This window comes from Pseudodesulfovibrio nedwellii (assembly GCF_027923765.1).
In the GTDB taxonomy this organism is placed as follows: Bacteria; Desulfobacterota; Desulfovibrionia; order Desulfovibrionales; family Desulfovibrionaceae; genus Pseudodesulfovibrio; species Pseudodesulfovibrio nedwellii.
Genome location: NZ_AP026709.1, coordinates 1728330 through 1744220, shown reverse-complemented (window position 1 = coordinate 1744220; position 15891 = coordinate 1728330). Strand labels below are relative to the sequence as shown.

The 15891-nt window shown below is 45.8% G+C and carries 14 protein-coding genes; 13 read left to right on the top strand and 1 reads right to left on the bottom strand.

The annotated features are described in order from the left end of the window. Nucleotides 1-6 precede the first annotated feature (6 nt). The 5 genes from SYK_RS08150 (at nucleotide 7) to SYK_RS08130 (ending at nucleotide 7074) form a co-directional block, all read left to right on the top strand. Nucleotides 7-2655, top strand: coding sequence for a molybdopterin-dependent oxidoreductase (locus tag SYK_RS08150; RefSeq protein WP_281763092.1), 2649 nt, complete (start codon nucleotides 7-9; stop codon nucleotides 2653-2655). 15 nt (nucleotides 2656-2670) lie between these two features. Next, nucleotides 2671-3279 (top strand): 4Fe-4S dicluster domain-containing protein, encoded by a 609-nt coding sequence (locus tag SYK_RS08145; protein ID WP_281763091.1) that lies wholly within the window; start codon nucleotides 2671-2673, stop codon nucleotides 3277-3279. 189 nt (nucleotides 3280-3468) lie between these two features. Beyond that, nucleotides 3469-4671, top strand: coding sequence for an NrfD/PsrC family molybdoenzyme membrane anchor subunit (gene nrfD, locus SYK_RS08140; protein WP_281763090.1), 1203 nt, complete (start codon nucleotides 3469-3471; stop codon nucleotides 4669-4671). Nucleotides 4672-4845: 174 nt separating this feature from the next. Beyond that, entirely contained in the window at nucleotides 4846-6480 is a 1635-nt protein-coding gene (locus SYK_RS08135; protein ID WP_281763089.1) for an FmdE family protein, read from the top strand. A gap of 147 nt (nucleotides 6481-6627) precedes the next feature. After that, nucleotides 6628-7074, top strand: coding sequence for a MarR family winged helix-turn-helix transcriptional regulator (locus SYK_RS08130; RefSeq protein WP_281763088.1), 447 nt, complete (start codon nucleotides 6628-6630; stop codon nucleotides 7072-7074). Nucleotides 7075-7788: 714 nt separating this feature from the next. On the opposite strand, the gene SYK_RS08125 is transcribed toward SYK_RS08130, so the two are convergent. Continuing rightward, nucleotides 7789-8226 (bottom strand): DNA-methyltransferase, encoded by a 438-nt coding sequence (locus SYK_RS08125; protein ID WP_281763087.1) that lies wholly within the window; start codon nucleotides 8224-8226, stop codon nucleotides 7789-7791. A 20-nt stretch (nucleotides 8227-8246) separates the two neighbouring features. Between SYK_RS08125 and SYK_RS08120 the strand changes: the two genes are divergently transcribed. The 8 genes from SYK_RS08120 (at nucleotide 8247) to SYK_RS08090 (ending at nucleotide 15825) form a co-directional block, all read left to right on the top strand. After that, nucleotides 8247-8492: an IS3 family transposase gene (locus SYK_RS08120; RefSeq protein ID WP_281763086.1), complete on the top strand. Its 246-nt coding sequence runs from the start codon at nucleotides 8247-8249 to the stop codon at nucleotides 8490-8492. A gap of 6 nt (nucleotides 8493-8498) precedes the next feature. Then, nucleotides 8499-9164, top strand: coding sequence for a DDE-type integrase/transposase/recombinase (locus SYK_RS17700; RefSeq protein WP_353618297.1), 666 nt, complete (start codon nucleotides 8499-8501; stop codon nucleotides 9162-9164). 161 nt (nucleotides 9165-9325) lie between these two features. Beyond that, nucleotides 9326-10678, top strand: coding sequence for a hypothetical protein (locus SYK_RS08115; protein WP_281763085.1), 1353 nt, complete (start codon nucleotides 9326-9328; stop codon nucleotides 10676-10678). A gap of 181 nt (nucleotides 10679-10859) precedes the next feature. Next, on the top strand, nucleotides 10860-11600 hold the full coding sequence (locus SYK_RS08110; RefSeq protein ID WP_353618296.1) for a class I SAM-dependent methyltransferase: 741 nt from the start codon (nucleotides 10860-10862) through the stop codon (nucleotides 11598-11600). Between the two features lie 143 nt (nucleotides 11601-11743). Beyond that, entirely contained in the window at nucleotides 11744-12529 is a 786-nt protein-coding gene (locus SYK_RS08105) for a transketolase (protein WP_281763084.1), read from the top strand. Beyond that, nucleotides 12520-13446 carry a transketolase family protein gene (locus tag SYK_RS08100; protein ID WP_281763083.1) on the top strand — a complete coding sequence of 309 codons (927 nt, stop codon included), beginning with the start codon at nucleotides 12520-12522 and terminating at the stop codon, nucleotides 13444-13446. Before SYK_RS08105 ends, SYK_RS08100 begins: the two co-directional genes overlap by 10 nt. Before the next feature lie 18 nt (nucleotides 13447-13464). Continuing rightward, nucleotides 13465-15477 carry an NAD-dependent epimerase/dehydratase family protein gene (locus SYK_RS08095; RefSeq protein ID WP_281763082.1) on the top strand — a complete coding sequence of 671 codons (2013 nt, stop codon included), beginning with the start codon at nucleotides 13465-13467 and terminating at the stop codon, nucleotides 15475-15477. 9 nt (nucleotides 15478-15486) lie between these two features. After that, nucleotides 15487-15825, top strand: a complete 339-nt coding sequence (locus SYK_RS08090) for a hypothetical protein (protein WP_281763081.1) — start codon at nucleotides 15487-15489, stop codon at nucleotides 15823-15825. Nucleotides 15826-15891: the final 66 nt, after the last annotated feature.

The following is a 15891-nucleotide window of genomic DNA, read 5'->3' as shown; positions in this document are numbered from 1 at the left end:
AATATTATGTGTAAGAAAGACGCAAATCAAAGAGAAGGCGTGTCCCGGAGGGGCTTTTTGAAGAGGTCCGCAGGACTTATGGCTCTTGCCGCTCTCGGCGGCGGCTTGCCGCTCCAGTCCCCTGTGCTTGCTGCGGGTAAGTCTGCAGAGACTGAAAGTATCAATGGGTTTTGTGATGGCTGTCTCTATAAGAAATGCATGTCCAAGTATACCGTGAAAAATGGTGTTCTCATGAGTTCTGAAGGGCATCCTGACGGTCTCTACAATGAGGGGAACATGTGTGGGCGTGGGCAAGCGCAGGTGATGACCCTCTATGACCCCTGGAGAGCCAAGACGCCTTTGAAGCGGACTAATCCGAAGAAGGGGCTTAACGAAGATCCAGGCTGGGTTGAGATCTCATGGGAAGAAGCCCTGACTACGACTGCCAAGAAAATTGGGGCGGTTATGGAAAAAGATCCCCGTGAGTTTGTCATGCTGTCAGGCTTCGGAGCCTATCCATCATTATATATGCGCCCTTTCAGTGCAGCTGTGGGAACGCCAAACGTCATGTATTCTCCGGGATGTTTCTGCTCGGTTCATTCAGCTTCTGAAATACTGCATGGTTCCTTTGTGGAAGGGGCTGATCTGAATTATTGCAAATTCAGGATCGAGATTGGAAGAGGAGGCGCCAATGTCGGGAGTGCCGATGGAGAAGTTCAGGCCGATGTAAGGTGTTCCATTGATAAGGGAATGCGAACAGTCAAGGTTGATGCTCGAAATTCCACTTTGTTCAGCAACAGTGAATGGGTGCCTATCAGTCCTCAGGGTGGTTTGGCTTTCGCTTTGTCACTTGAACACGTCATTCTTCATGAAATCAAGGTGTTTGATGAGTGGTTTGTCAAGAATCGTACTAATGCCACGTATCTTATTGGGGATTACGGCGATTACGTGCGTCATGCTCAAAGCAACAAGCCTCTTGTTTGGGATACAGACGCACAAACTGCCAAGGAATTTGATGACGCCTCCATTGGAGACTACGCGTTGGATGGTTCCTACACGGTAAACGGTATGACTGCTCGTCCATCCTTTGCGCTCATTAAGGAGAAGGCAAAGGCTTATACGCCTGAATGGCAGGAAAAGATTACAACCATTCCTGCGGCCAAGGTTCGTGAACTTGCAGCCACGTTGGTCAAAGAGGCTCGCATCGGAAGCACCATCGATGTCAATGGGGTCACAATGCCCTACAGACCGGTGTGTGTGAGTATTTACAAAGGACTTACCAATCATCAGACGGGACATCTGGCATACTATGCGGTCATGACTGTCAATATCCTGCTGGGTGCTTTTGATGTCCCCGGCGGCAATCTGGGGTTCAACAATTACCATTACAAAAAGGACGAGGACGGGCATCCGGTGCATTTTCACCTGGGACCTCCTCACCACGTAAAATTCCCGCCCAAGACGCTGGATATGAAAGACCTCATCCCCATGCAGCATGATGTGGGCTATATGTTCACAAACTCTGCAAGAGATCTGGAAGGCCATTGGTTGGATTATAAGCCGAAAGTCGGTTTCTTTTATGGCGGCAACCTGTTCAGCAAAGGTGGTAGCGAAGAAGAGATATCCGAGGGGTTGGCATCGTTTGAATTCGCCGCGGCCATAGCGATCAATATGGACGAGCATACCCATTTCGCGGATATCGTTTTCCCTGAGGCGAACCATTTTGAGACGGATTTCTGTTATGAAAGGGTATTTGAACGTCCTTCCAAGCAGCAATATAAGCAAGGCCCCATGGGTGCCCGTAAGGCGTTGGTCAAGCCTTTGTATGATGGTCGTGCAGCGGATGACATCCTGATTCAGCTTGCAAAGCGGCTTAATATTCTCCCCAAGACCAATATTATCATGTCGAAAATGAACAAGATAAAGGGAGTATCCCCGACGACAACCAATCTTAAAGATGTCTGGGATGCCTGGATCAGTGGCAAGTATGGGGCTGAATGGAACTTTGATAAGGCTGCCGAAGTTGGTCAGATTGCTCTTCCCCCCATTCCGAAAGAAAAAATCTACCAGTATTACTACGCACCGGATAATCAGGTCCGTCTTCCTATCTATCATATCTTCCTGAAAAAAACCGGAGAAGAGATGATTGAGATGTGCAAAAAGGCTGGTACTGAACACCCTGTTGGGAATGAGACCATCCGTAATATATATCAGCCGATTCCTCATTGGGTCGAAGGACCGGAATTCCCGCACGGGAAGGACGGTTTTGATATGAATCTGGTCGGGTGGAGAAATCCGCAATTCCTTCATGATGTTAATAACAGCACAGGAAATCCCCTTCTTCAGGAGGTCGCTTGCAAAAGCCCGTTTTACGGGAAGTTGGTCTTGAATCCCAGAACCGCTCGTCGCAAGGGCTTCAATGATGGAGACATGGTGTATGTGGAAAACCAGTACGGCGTGAAAGTCGGCCCCGTTCCTGTGAAGACTTCGGAGATCATTCATCCCGAAGCTGCAGGTGTTGAGGGTGGCCATTCCCGAAAGGCGTTTTCAATGAACCCCGTGAATCATACGTCCCCGTTGTCATGGAACAGGTTGATCCCGATTAATTGGAAAACAATTGATCCAGTGACCGGTGCCATAGAAATCAGTCCGTTGATTAGGATAACCAAGGCATAGGAAGGAGTAAGATAAATGCGATATGGAATGATAATCGATCTTGCACGCTGCATAGGCTGCAACGCATGCACAGTCGCCTGCAAGAGTCACAATGGAACGCCTAAAGATATATTCTGGAGCCAGGTTCTCGTGGAAGAAAAAGGTGAATACCCCAATGCCCGAGTCGTGCCCACGCCGATTTTGTGTATGCATTGTGAGGATGCGCCGTGTGTGAAAGCGTGTCCGACTGGCGCATCCTATAAAGATGAAAATGGGATTGTTCATGTCAATCAGGATAAGTGCATCGGCTGTAAGTCATGCATGGTAGCCTGTGCGTATGATGCAAGAAAATTCATGGGAGGGGAGCCAAAGTCCTATTTCCCCGGCAAAGAGGTCACAGAACTTGAAGAAGTACAACATACTGAGTTTTCAAGAGGAGTGGTCTCGAAGTGTGACTTCTGTGCTGATCGTCTGAAGGAAGATCTGCTTCCGGCTTGTGTGGGAACATGTCCCGCCCAAGCGCGTATTTTCGGAGACCTGGACGATCCCGGAAGTGAGGTGAGCAAAATCCTTGTCAAAAAGAGCGGCAGAACGTTGCTTTCCCATAAGGGAACAAAGCCTTCTGTATATTACTTGGCGAGGTAGGAGAAAAAACCTTCTCCCTTCCGCTTAAAGCGGGAGAGGTTCGAACCTTTCCCCTCACTTTTGACAAATGAGTGAGGGGAGAGGGGAGAATGCCGGAAAATTTTCGTAATTTTCCGTGAAAGCAGAAATACACTGAGATTCGCTATCTATTTACGGTATGCGATTGTAAAATAGAGGAGTTTTTTTGATATGAGCAATGATAGCAGTGATCGATCTTTATCATCAGTCATAACTTGGAACAAAGATGTGAAAGTCATGCCCTATGCCCTGTTTGGGGTGGTGGCACTTATTGTCGGCGCTGTTGCGGCGATTATGACATTGATAAATGGACATGACACCATGTTTAATTTGAGCCCGGAGGTTCCCTGGGGCCTTCTGATCGCCTCATATGCGTTTTTTGTCCTTACGGCGAGTGGTTTGGCTTTTATCGGTGGGATAGGACATGCCTTTGGGAATAGTGCGTATCTTAAGATCAACAGAAGAATTGTGGTGATGGCATTTGCTGTCCTGCTCGCTGGATTTACACAGATCGGCATGGAACTCGGGCATCCGCTCAGATTGGCTTGGTACATGCTTGTTTCTCCCAATTTTTCTGCACCGATTACGTGGATGGGAGTTCTGTACTCTATAGAACTATTGATTCTTGCTTTTGAATTGTATCTGGTCCTGAAACCCAATCCGACGGAAAAAGATCATCGTAACAGTGCGGTCGTCGGCTTTTGCGCTATGATTTTTGGCGTGTTAGCTGCCGCAACTTTGGGATTTGTCTTTGGATCAAATACCGCACGTCCTTTCTTTCATGGGAGTTATTTTTCTACCTTCTTCGTCGTTTCAGGCATCACGGCTGGTGCGGCAATGCTTCTGTTTGTTCATAATCTGGTCTATTGGGGTCGAGTCCCCTCGTCTCTTTCAAAGACAATGTCTTCACTCGGGAAACTCATGGCGACCGGTATCGGCGTGATGATTTTTCTCTATCTTTGGAAAATTCTGGCAACGGTTTATACTCCGGCTGCCGACGGTGGATATGCTGCAATCAGGGAGTTACTGTCCGGCTCACTGAGCACGAACTTCTGGGGTGGAGAAATCCTTCTTGCCATTGTCCTGCCTCTTTTCCTCGTCTTAATAACCAAAGCGCAAAGCATGAAGATGCTTGGTCTTGCAGGTTTTATTTATATTGTAGGATTCTTTTTCACCAAATATGATTTTATCATAGCGGGTCAGGTGCCCGTTGGTGGGGATGATTTTATCGGTTCCGGGATTAATCGTATGGCCGATTTTCAAGCCTATGTGCCTGCCTCTGGAGAGTGGCTGATTATGCTTTTGGGGTGTGGCGTATTTTTTACATTTTACTTCTTTGCAGAAAAGATTTTGGTTCTCGAAAAAGAATCGTAAATAATAAAAGTAATATTAACAATGTCCAGAAAGGTCTGACATGACTGTCTCCGGCTGACAGAGATCCCTCGCGGCTTGCTGCGGGGGATCTCATCTTTTCGCAACCGGGCTGGTTTATAACATATTGATTTCAGGAATTTTTTGATGAGCTTTAATACGACAAAGGATTTTTTGATGGGCATCAAAAAGCCTATTGGTAAATATACGTATGAGGAATTCAAGGACATGGCCATCTTGTTCCATAATTATCCGGCACCCGGCCTTATGTTTGGCGGATACATGGTTGAGTGCGCCAAAGAATATATGCCAGAGGGCTCTTTATATGAGGTTCTGGTTGAAACGCCTTGGTGTCTACCGGACGCTGCACAGATGTTGACCCCGTGCACCATTGGTAACGGGTGGCTCAAGGTAGTCAATCTCGGTCGTTACGCAGTGACACTTTACGGCAAGTATTCCGGTGAAGGTGTCCGTGTCAGCATCAGCCCGCAGCTTATTGAACCCTATGGTGAATTTCGTACATGGCTGTACAAGCTCAAGCCCAAACAGGAACAGGACACGCCGTTGTTGCAGGCACAGATTGCGCATGCAGGAGCTTCCGTCTGTAAAGTCGAAGAGGTTTCTGTGGAGGGCAGGATTCTGCACAAGCGCAGCAAAGGAATCATTGGTGATTGCCGTGTTTGTGGTGAACCTTACCCGGTGGATCATGGTTCGATTTGCAGAGGGTGTCAGGGGGACAGTCCCTACGTGGGTGTCATAAAAGCTGCTACACCTGTTTTACCTGAAAACATTAAAACCAAGGCTATAGAGGGCGCAGTTGGCAAAACCGCCCTCCACGATATGACGCAGATCGAGCCAGGGAAAAGCAAAGGTCCTGTTTTTCTCAAGGGACACACCTTTAATGTTGGCGATTTGTGCGTCCTCCAGCGTATAGGTAAGAATAATGTATATGTCACAGAGGGCGAGGTGAGTGACGAATGGGTGCATGAAAACGATTGTGCCTACGGTTTTGCTCATGCTCTTTGCGGTAAGAATGTTGTGGTTAAGGGAGAACCGAGGGAAGGTAAATTGGAGCTGTATTCTTCCTGCGCAGGTTTGTTGACCATCGATAAGGATTGTCTGGATGCTTTCAACCATATACCCGGCGTGATGGCTGCTACTCGGAAAGGTCAGTCCCTTGTCAAAAAAGATACGGCTGTTGCTGGCACACGAGCTATTCCATTGTATTTGCCCCGTGCAGATTTCGAAAGGGCGCAAGGATTGTTGGAAAAACCTGTCGTCAATGTGCATCCACTGCGTAAAGCCAAAGTCGGAGTGCTCATTACGGGTAATGAAGTTTTTAACGGGCTGATTCAAGACCTGTTTGAGGGTATTATTACCGCCAAACTTACCGCGTTGGGTAGTACGGTGAAGAAGGTCGTCGTCAGCCCGGACGATAGGAACACGATAGCCGCTTCAGCTTGTGAGTTGGTGAAAGAAGGATGTGATCTTGTCATTACCACTGCTGGACTGTCTGTCGATCCCGATGATGTAACACGCCTTGGATTGATGGATGCGGGTTTGGACAATGTCCTGTATGGCGCTCCCATCCTGCCGGGTGCAATGACTTTGGTAGGTGAATTAAATGGCGTTCAAACGCTTGGTGTCCCGGCTTGTGCCCTTTTCCACGGTCGCACAAGCATGGATATTCTTTTGCCCAGAATGCTGGCTGGACTCAGTGTGACTAGGTCAGACCTTGCAGCATTTGGTGATGGAGGAATATGCATGTCATGCCATGTTTGCACGTATCCCAAATGTTGGTTCGGCAAATGATGAGATGAGCGTTTAAATTTTGGCTACAAATTTTAATTTGGAGAAAATTCTTTCTTGACATTAGTGGCGTGACGATCATTGTCTAGGCTGTCTCGGTGTGAATTGTTCTTGGCGGTGTCCAAAAGTAGAGCCTGAAAGGAGTTTTTGATGAGCAGCACAGGTAAAAGTAAAAAACTTTCACAACGTACAGGGTACTTGCTGTCACGGGTTACAGCATCAATGCAGCTTGGTTTTGATCGTGGTTTGAAAGTTTTTGGCGTTACTCGATCCCAATGGAACGTTATGGCCGCAATGAATGGGAAAGACGTTGAGACTGCGGCGGACGTAGCAAAAATGTTGGGTTTGGATGCGACCGCCGTGACACGGTTGATCGACAGGCTGGAGGACAAAGGTCTCGTCAAGCGTATGCCTGATGCCACAGACAGAAGAGTCAACCGACTCGGGTTGACAGAGGAAGGTCAGAATTTGTTTCCTCTTTTAAGAGAAGAGGCGGATAAGAGCAATGACCGCGTTTTTGGAGCGTTGTCTGGCTCAGAGGAAGAACATTTGAAAGAACTGTTAACAAAGATACTCAATCATATGTCTTCTTCATAAAGAGTCGAAGTCCGTTTATAGACATAACAACGCTAGGTCTCGAGACTTGTGTGATAGGCAATTGTAGTTTTAAGCTTTTGATTGCGCAGATGTCGTGACGTCGATTTGACCTTGCTGCATTTCAGTAACAAGATGACGAATTCGGGGTATATGATTCCTGTAGCCTCTGTTGTGGGGACTATATTTTTCTTGTTGAGGTATAAGTATTGCTGGCTGTGTTGGTTGGAATATCAACATAGTGAGTTAATCCTCATTGGGTTTGATCACGAAATACTTGTGCCAGGCACTGAACCTTTGATGTCCTTTTTGTGTCCCAATCCACAGCGACACCATGCATAACTCCGTTAAATCAGGCACCACCTGCACACCGTGCACATGCTGCACAAATCGGAATAAATGGGCGAAAGCTCTTTGTTCTTTAATAGTTAACGTTGTCGTTTTTTCACAAGAATTCTTGAATGGCATTCAAGAGGTCGTAGGTTCGATTCCCTCCAGCTCCACCACAAGAAAAATAAGGATTTCAAGTGTATACTTGGGATCCTTTTTTTCTTTGTTTTGGGCTGAAAAGTGGTTTTGTGTTCGCTATGTGTCCGCCGCTTCCGATGTAAGCTGACACCTAAGTTGAGAAAATGGGCCACTTAAGTTGAGAAATTTGGGTGGCCCATTTTTTTGTTTGGCACGGTGGGTGCTGTGGGTGTGGTTTGGGGTTGAGGGTTAGATGGTCCAGCCTGCTAGGTTTTGGAGGCGGGTGCAGGCTATTTCGAAGTAGGTGTTGGAGAGTTCCATGCCTATGAAGTGACGGCCAGTTTCTAGGCAGGCTTGGGCCGTGGTGGCGGAGCCTGCGAAGGTGTCGAGGATGGTGCCGCCTTCCGGGGTGATCTGGAGCAGGTCGCGGAGGAGCGGGACCGGCTTTTCGGTGAGGTGTACCCGTTTAACTCCGGCGACAATGGAATGACGAAAGACGCCGGGGAGGCATCGGTCGGTTGCCGGGGCCAGTTTGCCTTTGCTGCCGACGAGGACGAACTCGCATTGTTTCTTGAATTCTCCCTTGCTGGGGCGGGCTGTCGGCTTGTCCCATATCACTATATTACGCCAAAGCTGGCTATTACTACGAAGCGAAGCCGGAATCGGAAGAGAACCTGACGTTAACACGCCTGATTGATGAAAAGTACATGCGATTTTTTGAATATGGTTCGCCGCGCATGACGGATTGGTTGCGAGGACTGGGGTATGAAGTAAATCACAAGCGAGTTGCCAGGCTCATGCGACAAATGGGTTTGCAGGCCATAACTCCGGGGCCACGCACGAGTAAGCCAGCAAAAAGTCATAATATCTATCCGTATTTGCTGCGAAGTGTCGAAAATGATCGGGTCAATCAGGTCTGGAATGCAGACATTACATATATCCCGATGAACTAAGGATTCATGTACTTGGCCGCGGTAATTGACTGGCACAGCCGCTATGTGTTGGCTTGGGAATTATCCAATTCAATGGACTGCTGGTTTTGTGTCTCGGCTTTGGATTGTGGGACGCCTGAGATCTTCAATACTGATCAAGGATCGCAATTTATCAGCAATGATTTCACAAATGTTTTGCTCGCCAAAGACGTTGCAATTAATATGGGTGGTCGCGGCCGTGCCTTGGACAACGTGTTCATCGAAAAGCTGTGGTGGACATTGAAATATGAGGAGATTTATCCGAAGGCACATGCCGATGGTTCAGAGCTATACACGAACCTTGACCGGTACTTTTTAGGTATTACAATGAGGAGCGTGGACATTCGTCGCTGGACAAGAAGACGCCAGCCGAAGTATTCTTTGCTAGTCAGATGCTACATTAACACAGCTTGCAGCTATCGCTCCGCTTCGCCCTCAGCCCTATGGGCTGCCCTTTCAGGGACGGGCTACGCTCCACGACAGCTGCACAAAAGGACGGAACAACGGGAATGTGGGTTCCACTTAAAATTTGGTACTCCGTGGTCTAAAAATAGGGTAAGGCGTAGTTCAACCACCTCTCACCTCTGCCTATCCAAACATCTACATCTTTACAATGGACTTTTGGGACATGGAAAGATAAATGTACATTTATAATAATTATTAAATGGAGAAACAGTCGGCATACTTTTTTATATTTTACTATAAGAATATGCTTAGTGATTCATTCGTCGAGCTTGTTTCGTTTTTTGAGTGCATTGTTCTGACATTTTATCATCCGTTAATATAAATTATCAAATGACATTTGGAGTAGACAAATGCTTCCCCTCATTAATGTAGGTTGTCGTCAACTGAAGGCAATCGATTTGTGGATTGAAAATAATTCTACGATTCTCAACCTCATTTTTTTTGCACTCGGCATCTTTTTCGTCGTCTATTTTTTTTGTTTTTGGGTTTTCCATCCCGCCTGGGTTCATACAGAGTTTCCCGAGCGATCACTTCTTTATCTGCTGAAATCCGGTGAAGATTTGTTTTCAAATTGCATCCAATATGTTTTTAATCAGAATTTAGGGGAAAGCGGTTTTTATAGGCCTCGAGCTCTCTCTTTTTTTATTCAGTACCTTGATACCAACCTTGCATTCAGGCTGTACCAAGAGGCCAACCTGATCGGGATAAAACTGCCAAGCTATGCATTCTCAATTGGGGCTACCGTCGCAGCATATGTGTGGTTTTGGAAAAGCCTTGACCCCAACAATCAATGGGGAATTGGCCTTTTAGGCGGAGCAAGTTTATTATATTACGATATATATATAAATACTTCCTTCATGGTTTTGCGAGGTGGAAAATTCTTGGCAACAGCATCTTGTTTGGTTTGCCTAAGTCTTTTTTTGCGCATGATATCTCAGACAACAACGCGTGATACCTTCATCAAATCTACGGCTATTGCCATTGTCCTTTTCATCTTGGCAACCATCGACGAGCAAGTAACCGCTATTGTTTTTCTCTTAAGTGCAACTGCGTTTTTTATTAGCAAAAAAGAAAAAAAATTCAACCTGGCCGCCGGAACTTTTGGGATAGCAAACATTTTGTTTTTCAGTTACTATTTTATTTGGGGTAAGATTCTTTTTGAACATTTTACGCCGGGGGGGTTGCAAACAAAATCGCATCCTCATCAACTGTATCACGCTTTTCGGCTTTCTTTTGACAACCTATTTCACGCAATCGAAATATTGTTTGCAAATTACGTTGTTGTTGGGTTTTCGGGTCTTATATTTGTGCTTGTTTTTGTTTTTTCAATCATCAAATATTTTTCTTCAAAAAAATGTACAATTCAAGACAGTTCGATTTTAATTACCTTGATTCTTTTTCCAATCCTTATAACTCTCGCGATGATAGCAAGTCATCCACCGATATACAGGATTAAGAGTTTATGGTTTATTTTTTACCTACATGCTCCAGTAGCTCTTCTTTTCTGTGTTGTCCCTTACGCAATCTCCATTGCTCGTTTTAAAACGCAACTTATACAGATGTTTTTTGCACTAGCTCTCATTATCATCTGCGCATCAGGGGTTTACAAATTACAGCCACGATATGATTTTGCCTGTTCTGATAACAATACACTTAAGGTAAATTCTTATTGTGGTGATGTCTCCATATTCCAAGGGGACTAATTTTTGTATAAGCTGCTAATATAATATACGAAACAATTTATGAAGATGTGATCTCATTTATTTTTCACATTCAAATTGCTAGGCTGCTCGGTCCGGTTGAAATTTTTGGCCTTGTGTGCAAACATTTTGGTTTGATTTTATTTTGATATTTTATAAACTATAAGTAGACGTGGATAGAACAATGGCCGAGTCATTTAAAACTCCTCCCAACACACCGGGAAATTCTTTTTGGGGCAGATTGCGTTTTAGACTTCGGCCCCTCTTTGACCTGCAAATGGCTTCATTGATGAAAACCTTGACTCCGTGGCTTGCCAACCGAGCGGGAAGCGTTTTGGAAGTCGGTTGCGGGGGTGCGCCATATCGCCAGTATCTCCCTGACGGATGCAAGTATCAGGGACTCGATTGGAGCGGTGCGTCCAAAGCCTTTGGATATGAAGTCGAAGAAGTCACATATTATGACGGTAATAAGTTTCCTTTCCCTCCCAATTATTTTGAAAGCCTTTTTCATACCGAAGTATTGGAACACATTCAAGATCCACATGAATTCTTACGACAGTGCCATAAAGTTCTGGTCGATGGAGGGAACCTCTTTTTTTCTGTCCCTTTTCAAGCCAGGTATCACTACATCCCTTATGATTACTGGCGCTTTACGCCAACAAGCCTCCGGCTTCTTTTAGAAGAAGCCGGCTTTGAAAATATAGAAATCAAAGAACGCGGCGATGATATAACCGTTGCCGGATATAAAGTCGTATCCGTTTTTTACCGTCTTTTGCTTGGATCATGGCCCGAAAAATTTTGTGGGTGCCTGTTAGCTCCTATCGCAGGGCTTTGCTTGGTAATTGGCCAAATCGGCTTTCGTAAACCGATTGGTTCTCGGGATGACTGCTTGGGCTATAGTGTCACAGCTGTCAAAAAAGGCTAAACACGGCTTTATCAATCTTAGCCATTCAGTATTCATTTTAACCATATGGTTTATCATAATTGGCATATTGCTATTTGGCATAAATCAAACTACACATGTCAAAAACATTCATTACACAATATAATGTAGGGTGACATATCATAATGACAGCTCAACTAGCTCAAAGTATACGACTACTCGTTTTGGAACACGCCAAAAAAGCTGGCGTGGGACACATTGGGTCAGCCCTTTCCATCGTCGATATGCTGGCATCACTTTTTGATACCCGTAATTTCAAAACCGAAACAGGTGCTGATCGTCTGGTTCTTTCCAAGGGGCACGCAGCCCTAGCCCTGTATGCGACACTTCACACCCAAGGCCTCCTCACCAAAGAGGACTTGAACGGTTACTGCGTCAACGGAAGTTGCCTTGGTGTCCATCCGAGTCACGCGATAAACGAGATACCATTCTCTACCGGCTCCTTGGGGCAGGGTTTGTCTTTTGCCGTTGGCATGGCTTTGGGAGACAGGGTCGTTAATAACCCTCGGCGTACATACGCACTACTCAGTGACGCTGAATGCAACGAAGGATCAACATGGGAAGCCCTGCTTGCCGCCGGTCATCATTCGTTAGGCAACCTCTGTGCGCTCATCGATTACAATAAACAACAGGCATTTGGTTTTACAGATGACATTTTAACCCTTGAGCCTTTTGCCGACAAATTGTGCGCTTTCAATTGGAACGTCATTGAAGTTGACGGCCATGATGTTGTCACCATTTGTCAAGCCATCAAGGATGCAGGAACTTCTGAAAAGCCTACTGTCATCGTGTGTCACACCGAATGCGGGAAGGGCGTTTCCTACATGGAAAAACAAGTCAAATGGCATTATTGGTCCATGGATGATGAAAAATATGAAATTGCCATAAATGAGGTGTCCACATGTCGATGAGAAATGATTTCATAGACGCTTTGGTGGAACAGGCGGCGCTTGATGAACGGATTGTTTTGCTGACCGCTGATTTGGGATATACCGTTCTTGAAAAGTTTTCCGATAAGTTCCCTGATAGATATTTTAATGTAGGTGCTGCCGAACAAAACATGCTCGGCATAGCGGCAGGGATGACAGCCTCCGGTCTTATTCCATTTGTTTATTCCATGACGACTTTTGTGACCATGCGCTCATTTGAATTTATTCGAAACGGCGCGGCTCTGCATCAACTGCCTGTCCGGATTATAGGTGTTGGCGGTGGATTCGATTATGGTCACGCTGGTCCGACGCATCATGGGTTGGAAGATATAGCCCTCATGCGCGCATTGCAGGGAGTATCCATATATTGTCCCCTTAGTAATAACCACGCACAAAAGCTCCTTGCCAACACATGGAAAACAGACGGCCCGATTTACTACCGAATCAGCAAGGATCAAATCGATCTCCCTAATGAAAACGAAATTTCGGTGATTCCTGGTGAATTGCATTGTGTCCGAAAAGGTGAAAACGTTGCCATTATCGGCTTGGGGCGTTGTTGCAATGAGGCCATTGAAGCGGCTGACGCTCTTCGTGAACAGGGGATAAACGCTGCGGTGTATGGTGCATACAGTTTAAGCCCTTCCCCCGAGAAAGCCTTGGTTGAAGCACTCAACGGCATCAAAACATGTGTCGTGCTTGAGGACCATTCTATCAATGGGGGCCTTGGTTCACTTGTGGCAGAAGGCATTGCTGAGAATAGACTTGGATGCAAATTGATACGGGCAGGCAGCACGGGTACTCCCAAAAAGGTCTGTGCTGACTATGCCATGTTGAAAGATATCAATAAAATGACCACAAAAGACATTGTCAAGAAAACCTTGTCTGCTTGCAACAATTAGGGAATTCCATTGACAGACATGACTTCACCACAACAAAAATCCCCCTTTTCGTTCTGGGACAAGACAGACATTGCCGCCGCAAAAGGACTGAAAGGCCCGATTATTATCGTCGGGGTTTCCGGTTTCATTGGCACAAATCTGTTTTATCAGCTTTCCGCTTTGCGTGATGATGTTTACGGATGCTCTCGACTGCCACAGGGAAGTTGGCGTTTACAAAAAGCATCACGGGATAAATTACTCTCTCTTGACATCATGAACAGAAACTCCGTGGAGCAATTAGTCCACAGACTCAAGCCTCGCACGGTTTTCAACCTGTCGGCTTACGGCGCATACGCCCGTCAACAGGATTATGAAAAGATTCATAACACCAACTATCTCGGGGTGCTTCACTTACTGTCAGTCCTTGCGGATGCTGGATGTGATGCCTTTGTTCATTCCGGTAGTTCCTCTGAATATGGAGAAAACTGCTCAGCCCCTCTGGAAGACGCACCATTGGTTCCCAACAGTCATTATTCGGTGTCCAAGGCCGGCGCGAGTTATCTTATTGATTTTTATGGACGTACATGTGGTGTTCCATGTTGTAACCTTCGATTATATTCCATATTCGGACCATGGGAAGAAAGGGATCGACTGATTCCTGCAGTGGTTTCAAAAGGGCTGAAAGGGCAACTGCCTCCTTTCGTCAATCCAGATATCTCACGGGATTTCGTTTACGTCGATGACTGCACTCGCGCTATGGTCTTGGCCGCATCCACTGCGTGTATAGAGACCCCTGGAGCGTCTTTCAATATTGCCTCGGGAATCAAAACGACTATTAGAGATGTCGCAGAAACTTCAAAACGTCTTTTTGACATTGAGGAAGAATGCCATTTTGGTGAACACAAAAATCGAAAGTGGGACCTTCCCGACTGGTATGGCGCTCCTGGGAAAGCTCAGGAGGTTATGGGGTGGACTTCCCGTGTGTCCTTTGAAGATGGACTAGCAGAAACCGCCCGTTGGGAAAGAGCCTCTATGGATTTGTTGGATTTCGCAACCCCATATCAAAAGGCCAAAAAGATATCCGCAATTATCGCCTGCTACAAAGATAATCAGGCGATTCCGATTATGCACAAGCGGCTGTCGAAAATGTTCCTTGAACTGGGGGTTGATTATGAAATTATATTCGTCAACGATTGCAGTCCCGCAAATGATAAGGACGTGATTACAGATATCTCCGCACGGGATACGCATGTCATCGGGATCAGTCACTCTCGGAATTTTGGCTCGCAATCCGCTTTTCTCAGTGGAATGGGGATCGCATCAGGGGATGCCGTGGTTTTGCTTGACGGCGACCTGCAAGACCCTCCTGAGATGATTGCTCAATTCTATCATAAATGGCTTGAAGGGTATGACGTGGTATATGGAGAGCGGGTTAAACGAGAAGCTCCACCATACATGCAGTTGGCGTACAAATCGTTTTATCGTATTTTTAAGAGCTTGGCCGACATTTCCATTCCCGTGGATGCGGGTGATTTTTCCCTCATCGATAAAAAGGTCGTCAAAGAAATTCTTCGTATGGGTGAAAAGGATCTGTTTCTGCGCGGCATAAGAGCATGGGTTGGATTCAAACAAACTGGTATCCCGTATGTTCGTCCCGAACGGATGTTTGGCGAAACAACAAACAGCTTTTTCAAGAATATCTGGTGGGCCAAAAAAGCAATTTTCTCGTTCAGCCAAAAACCGTTGCATTACATCCAGGCTATGGGAGTCGGTATGTTTTGCGTCTCAATCTTCTTGGGCATATACTATTTTATTAACTATATGGTGAACCCACCAGAATCCAAAGGGTTCATGACGGTCATCATGCTGGTATTGATACTTGGATCAGTCCAGCTCGTTTCCTTGAGTGTCTTGGGCGATTACATCGGGAAGATACTCGAAGAATCCAAACAGCGCCCTCATTATATCAGAGAAAGTATTATATATGCAGGTGATTTGTATGCCGAAGAAGACAGTATGACCAAAATTATTGATGTGCTTAAGCAACAATAGGAGAACAAGTTGAAATATCTCATTGTTGCTTTCGGCAGCATTTTTCTTGCTTCAATGGCTCAAGCTTTTCTCAAACTTGCGGCTATTTCTATGGAGACCCCTGTGTCCATATTTAAAGATAGTCGTTTGTACTTGGGTGGTTTCCTTCTGATGCTCGCCTTTGTTGGTTGGATTGTAGCAGCCAGCAAAATTGAATTTTCTCGACTCATTCCTATGAATGCATTGAGTTTGGCCATTTCAGGGGGGGTCGGAGTTTGGTTGTTTGACGAAACCATTACAAAACCAATGATGTTTGCCTATGTGCTTATAGTGATTGCTGTTTCTATACTCTCATTTGCTAAGCCGTAACACTTTAATTTTCCAAAAAACTTTTTTTTGCTTTTCTATATGCGGCACTAATGTATGCGGTATCAC

Excerpts from the sequence above, each read along its gene's own strand:
- SYK_RS08150 (WP_281763092.1), top strand. The coding sequence starts at position 7 with ATGTGTAAGAAAGACGCAAATCAAAGAGAAGGCGTGTCCCGGAGGGGC.
- SYK_RS08145 (WP_281763091.1), top strand. The coding sequence starts at position 2,671 with ATGCGATATGGAATGATAATCGATCTTGCACGCTGCATAGGCTGCAAC.
- nrfD (WP_281763090.1), top strand. The coding sequence starts at position 3,469 with ATGAGCAATGATAGCAGTGATCGATCTTTATCATCAGTCATAACTTGG.
- SYK_RS08135 (WP_281763089.1), top strand. The coding sequence starts at position 4,846 with ATGGGCATCAAAAAGCCTATTGGTAAATATACGTATGAGGAATTCAAG.
- SYK_RS08130 (WP_281763088.1), top strand. The coding sequence starts at position 6,628 with ATGAGCAGCACAGGTAAAAGTAAAAAACTTTCACAACGTACAGGGTAC.
- SYK_RS08120 (WP_281763086.1), top strand. The coding sequence starts at position 8,247 with ATGCGATTTTTTGAATATGGTTCGCCGCGCATGACGGATTGGTTGCGA.
- SYK_RS17700 (WP_353618297.1), top strand. The coding sequence starts at position 8,499 with ATGTACTTGGCCGCGGTAATTGACTGGCACAGCCGCTATGTGTTGGCT.
- SYK_RS08115 (WP_281763085.1), top strand. The coding sequence starts at position 9,326 with ATGCTTCCCCTCATTAATGTAGGTTGTCGTCAACTGAAGGCAATCGAT.
- SYK_RS08110 (WP_353618296.1), top strand. The coding sequence starts at position 10,860 with ATGGCCGAGTCATTTAAAACTCCTCCCAACACACCGGGAAATTCTTTT.
- SYK_RS08105 (WP_281763084.1), top strand. The coding sequence starts at position 11,744 with ATGACAGCTCAACTAGCTCAAAGTATACGACTACTCGTTTTGGAACAC.
- SYK_RS08100 (WP_281763083.1), top strand. The coding sequence starts at position 12,520 with ATGTCGATGAGAAATGATTTCATAGACGCTTTGGTGGAACAGGCGGCG.
- SYK_RS08095 (WP_281763082.1), top strand. The coding sequence starts at position 13,465 with ATGACTTCACCACAACAAAAATCCCCCTTTTCGTTCTGGGACAAGACA.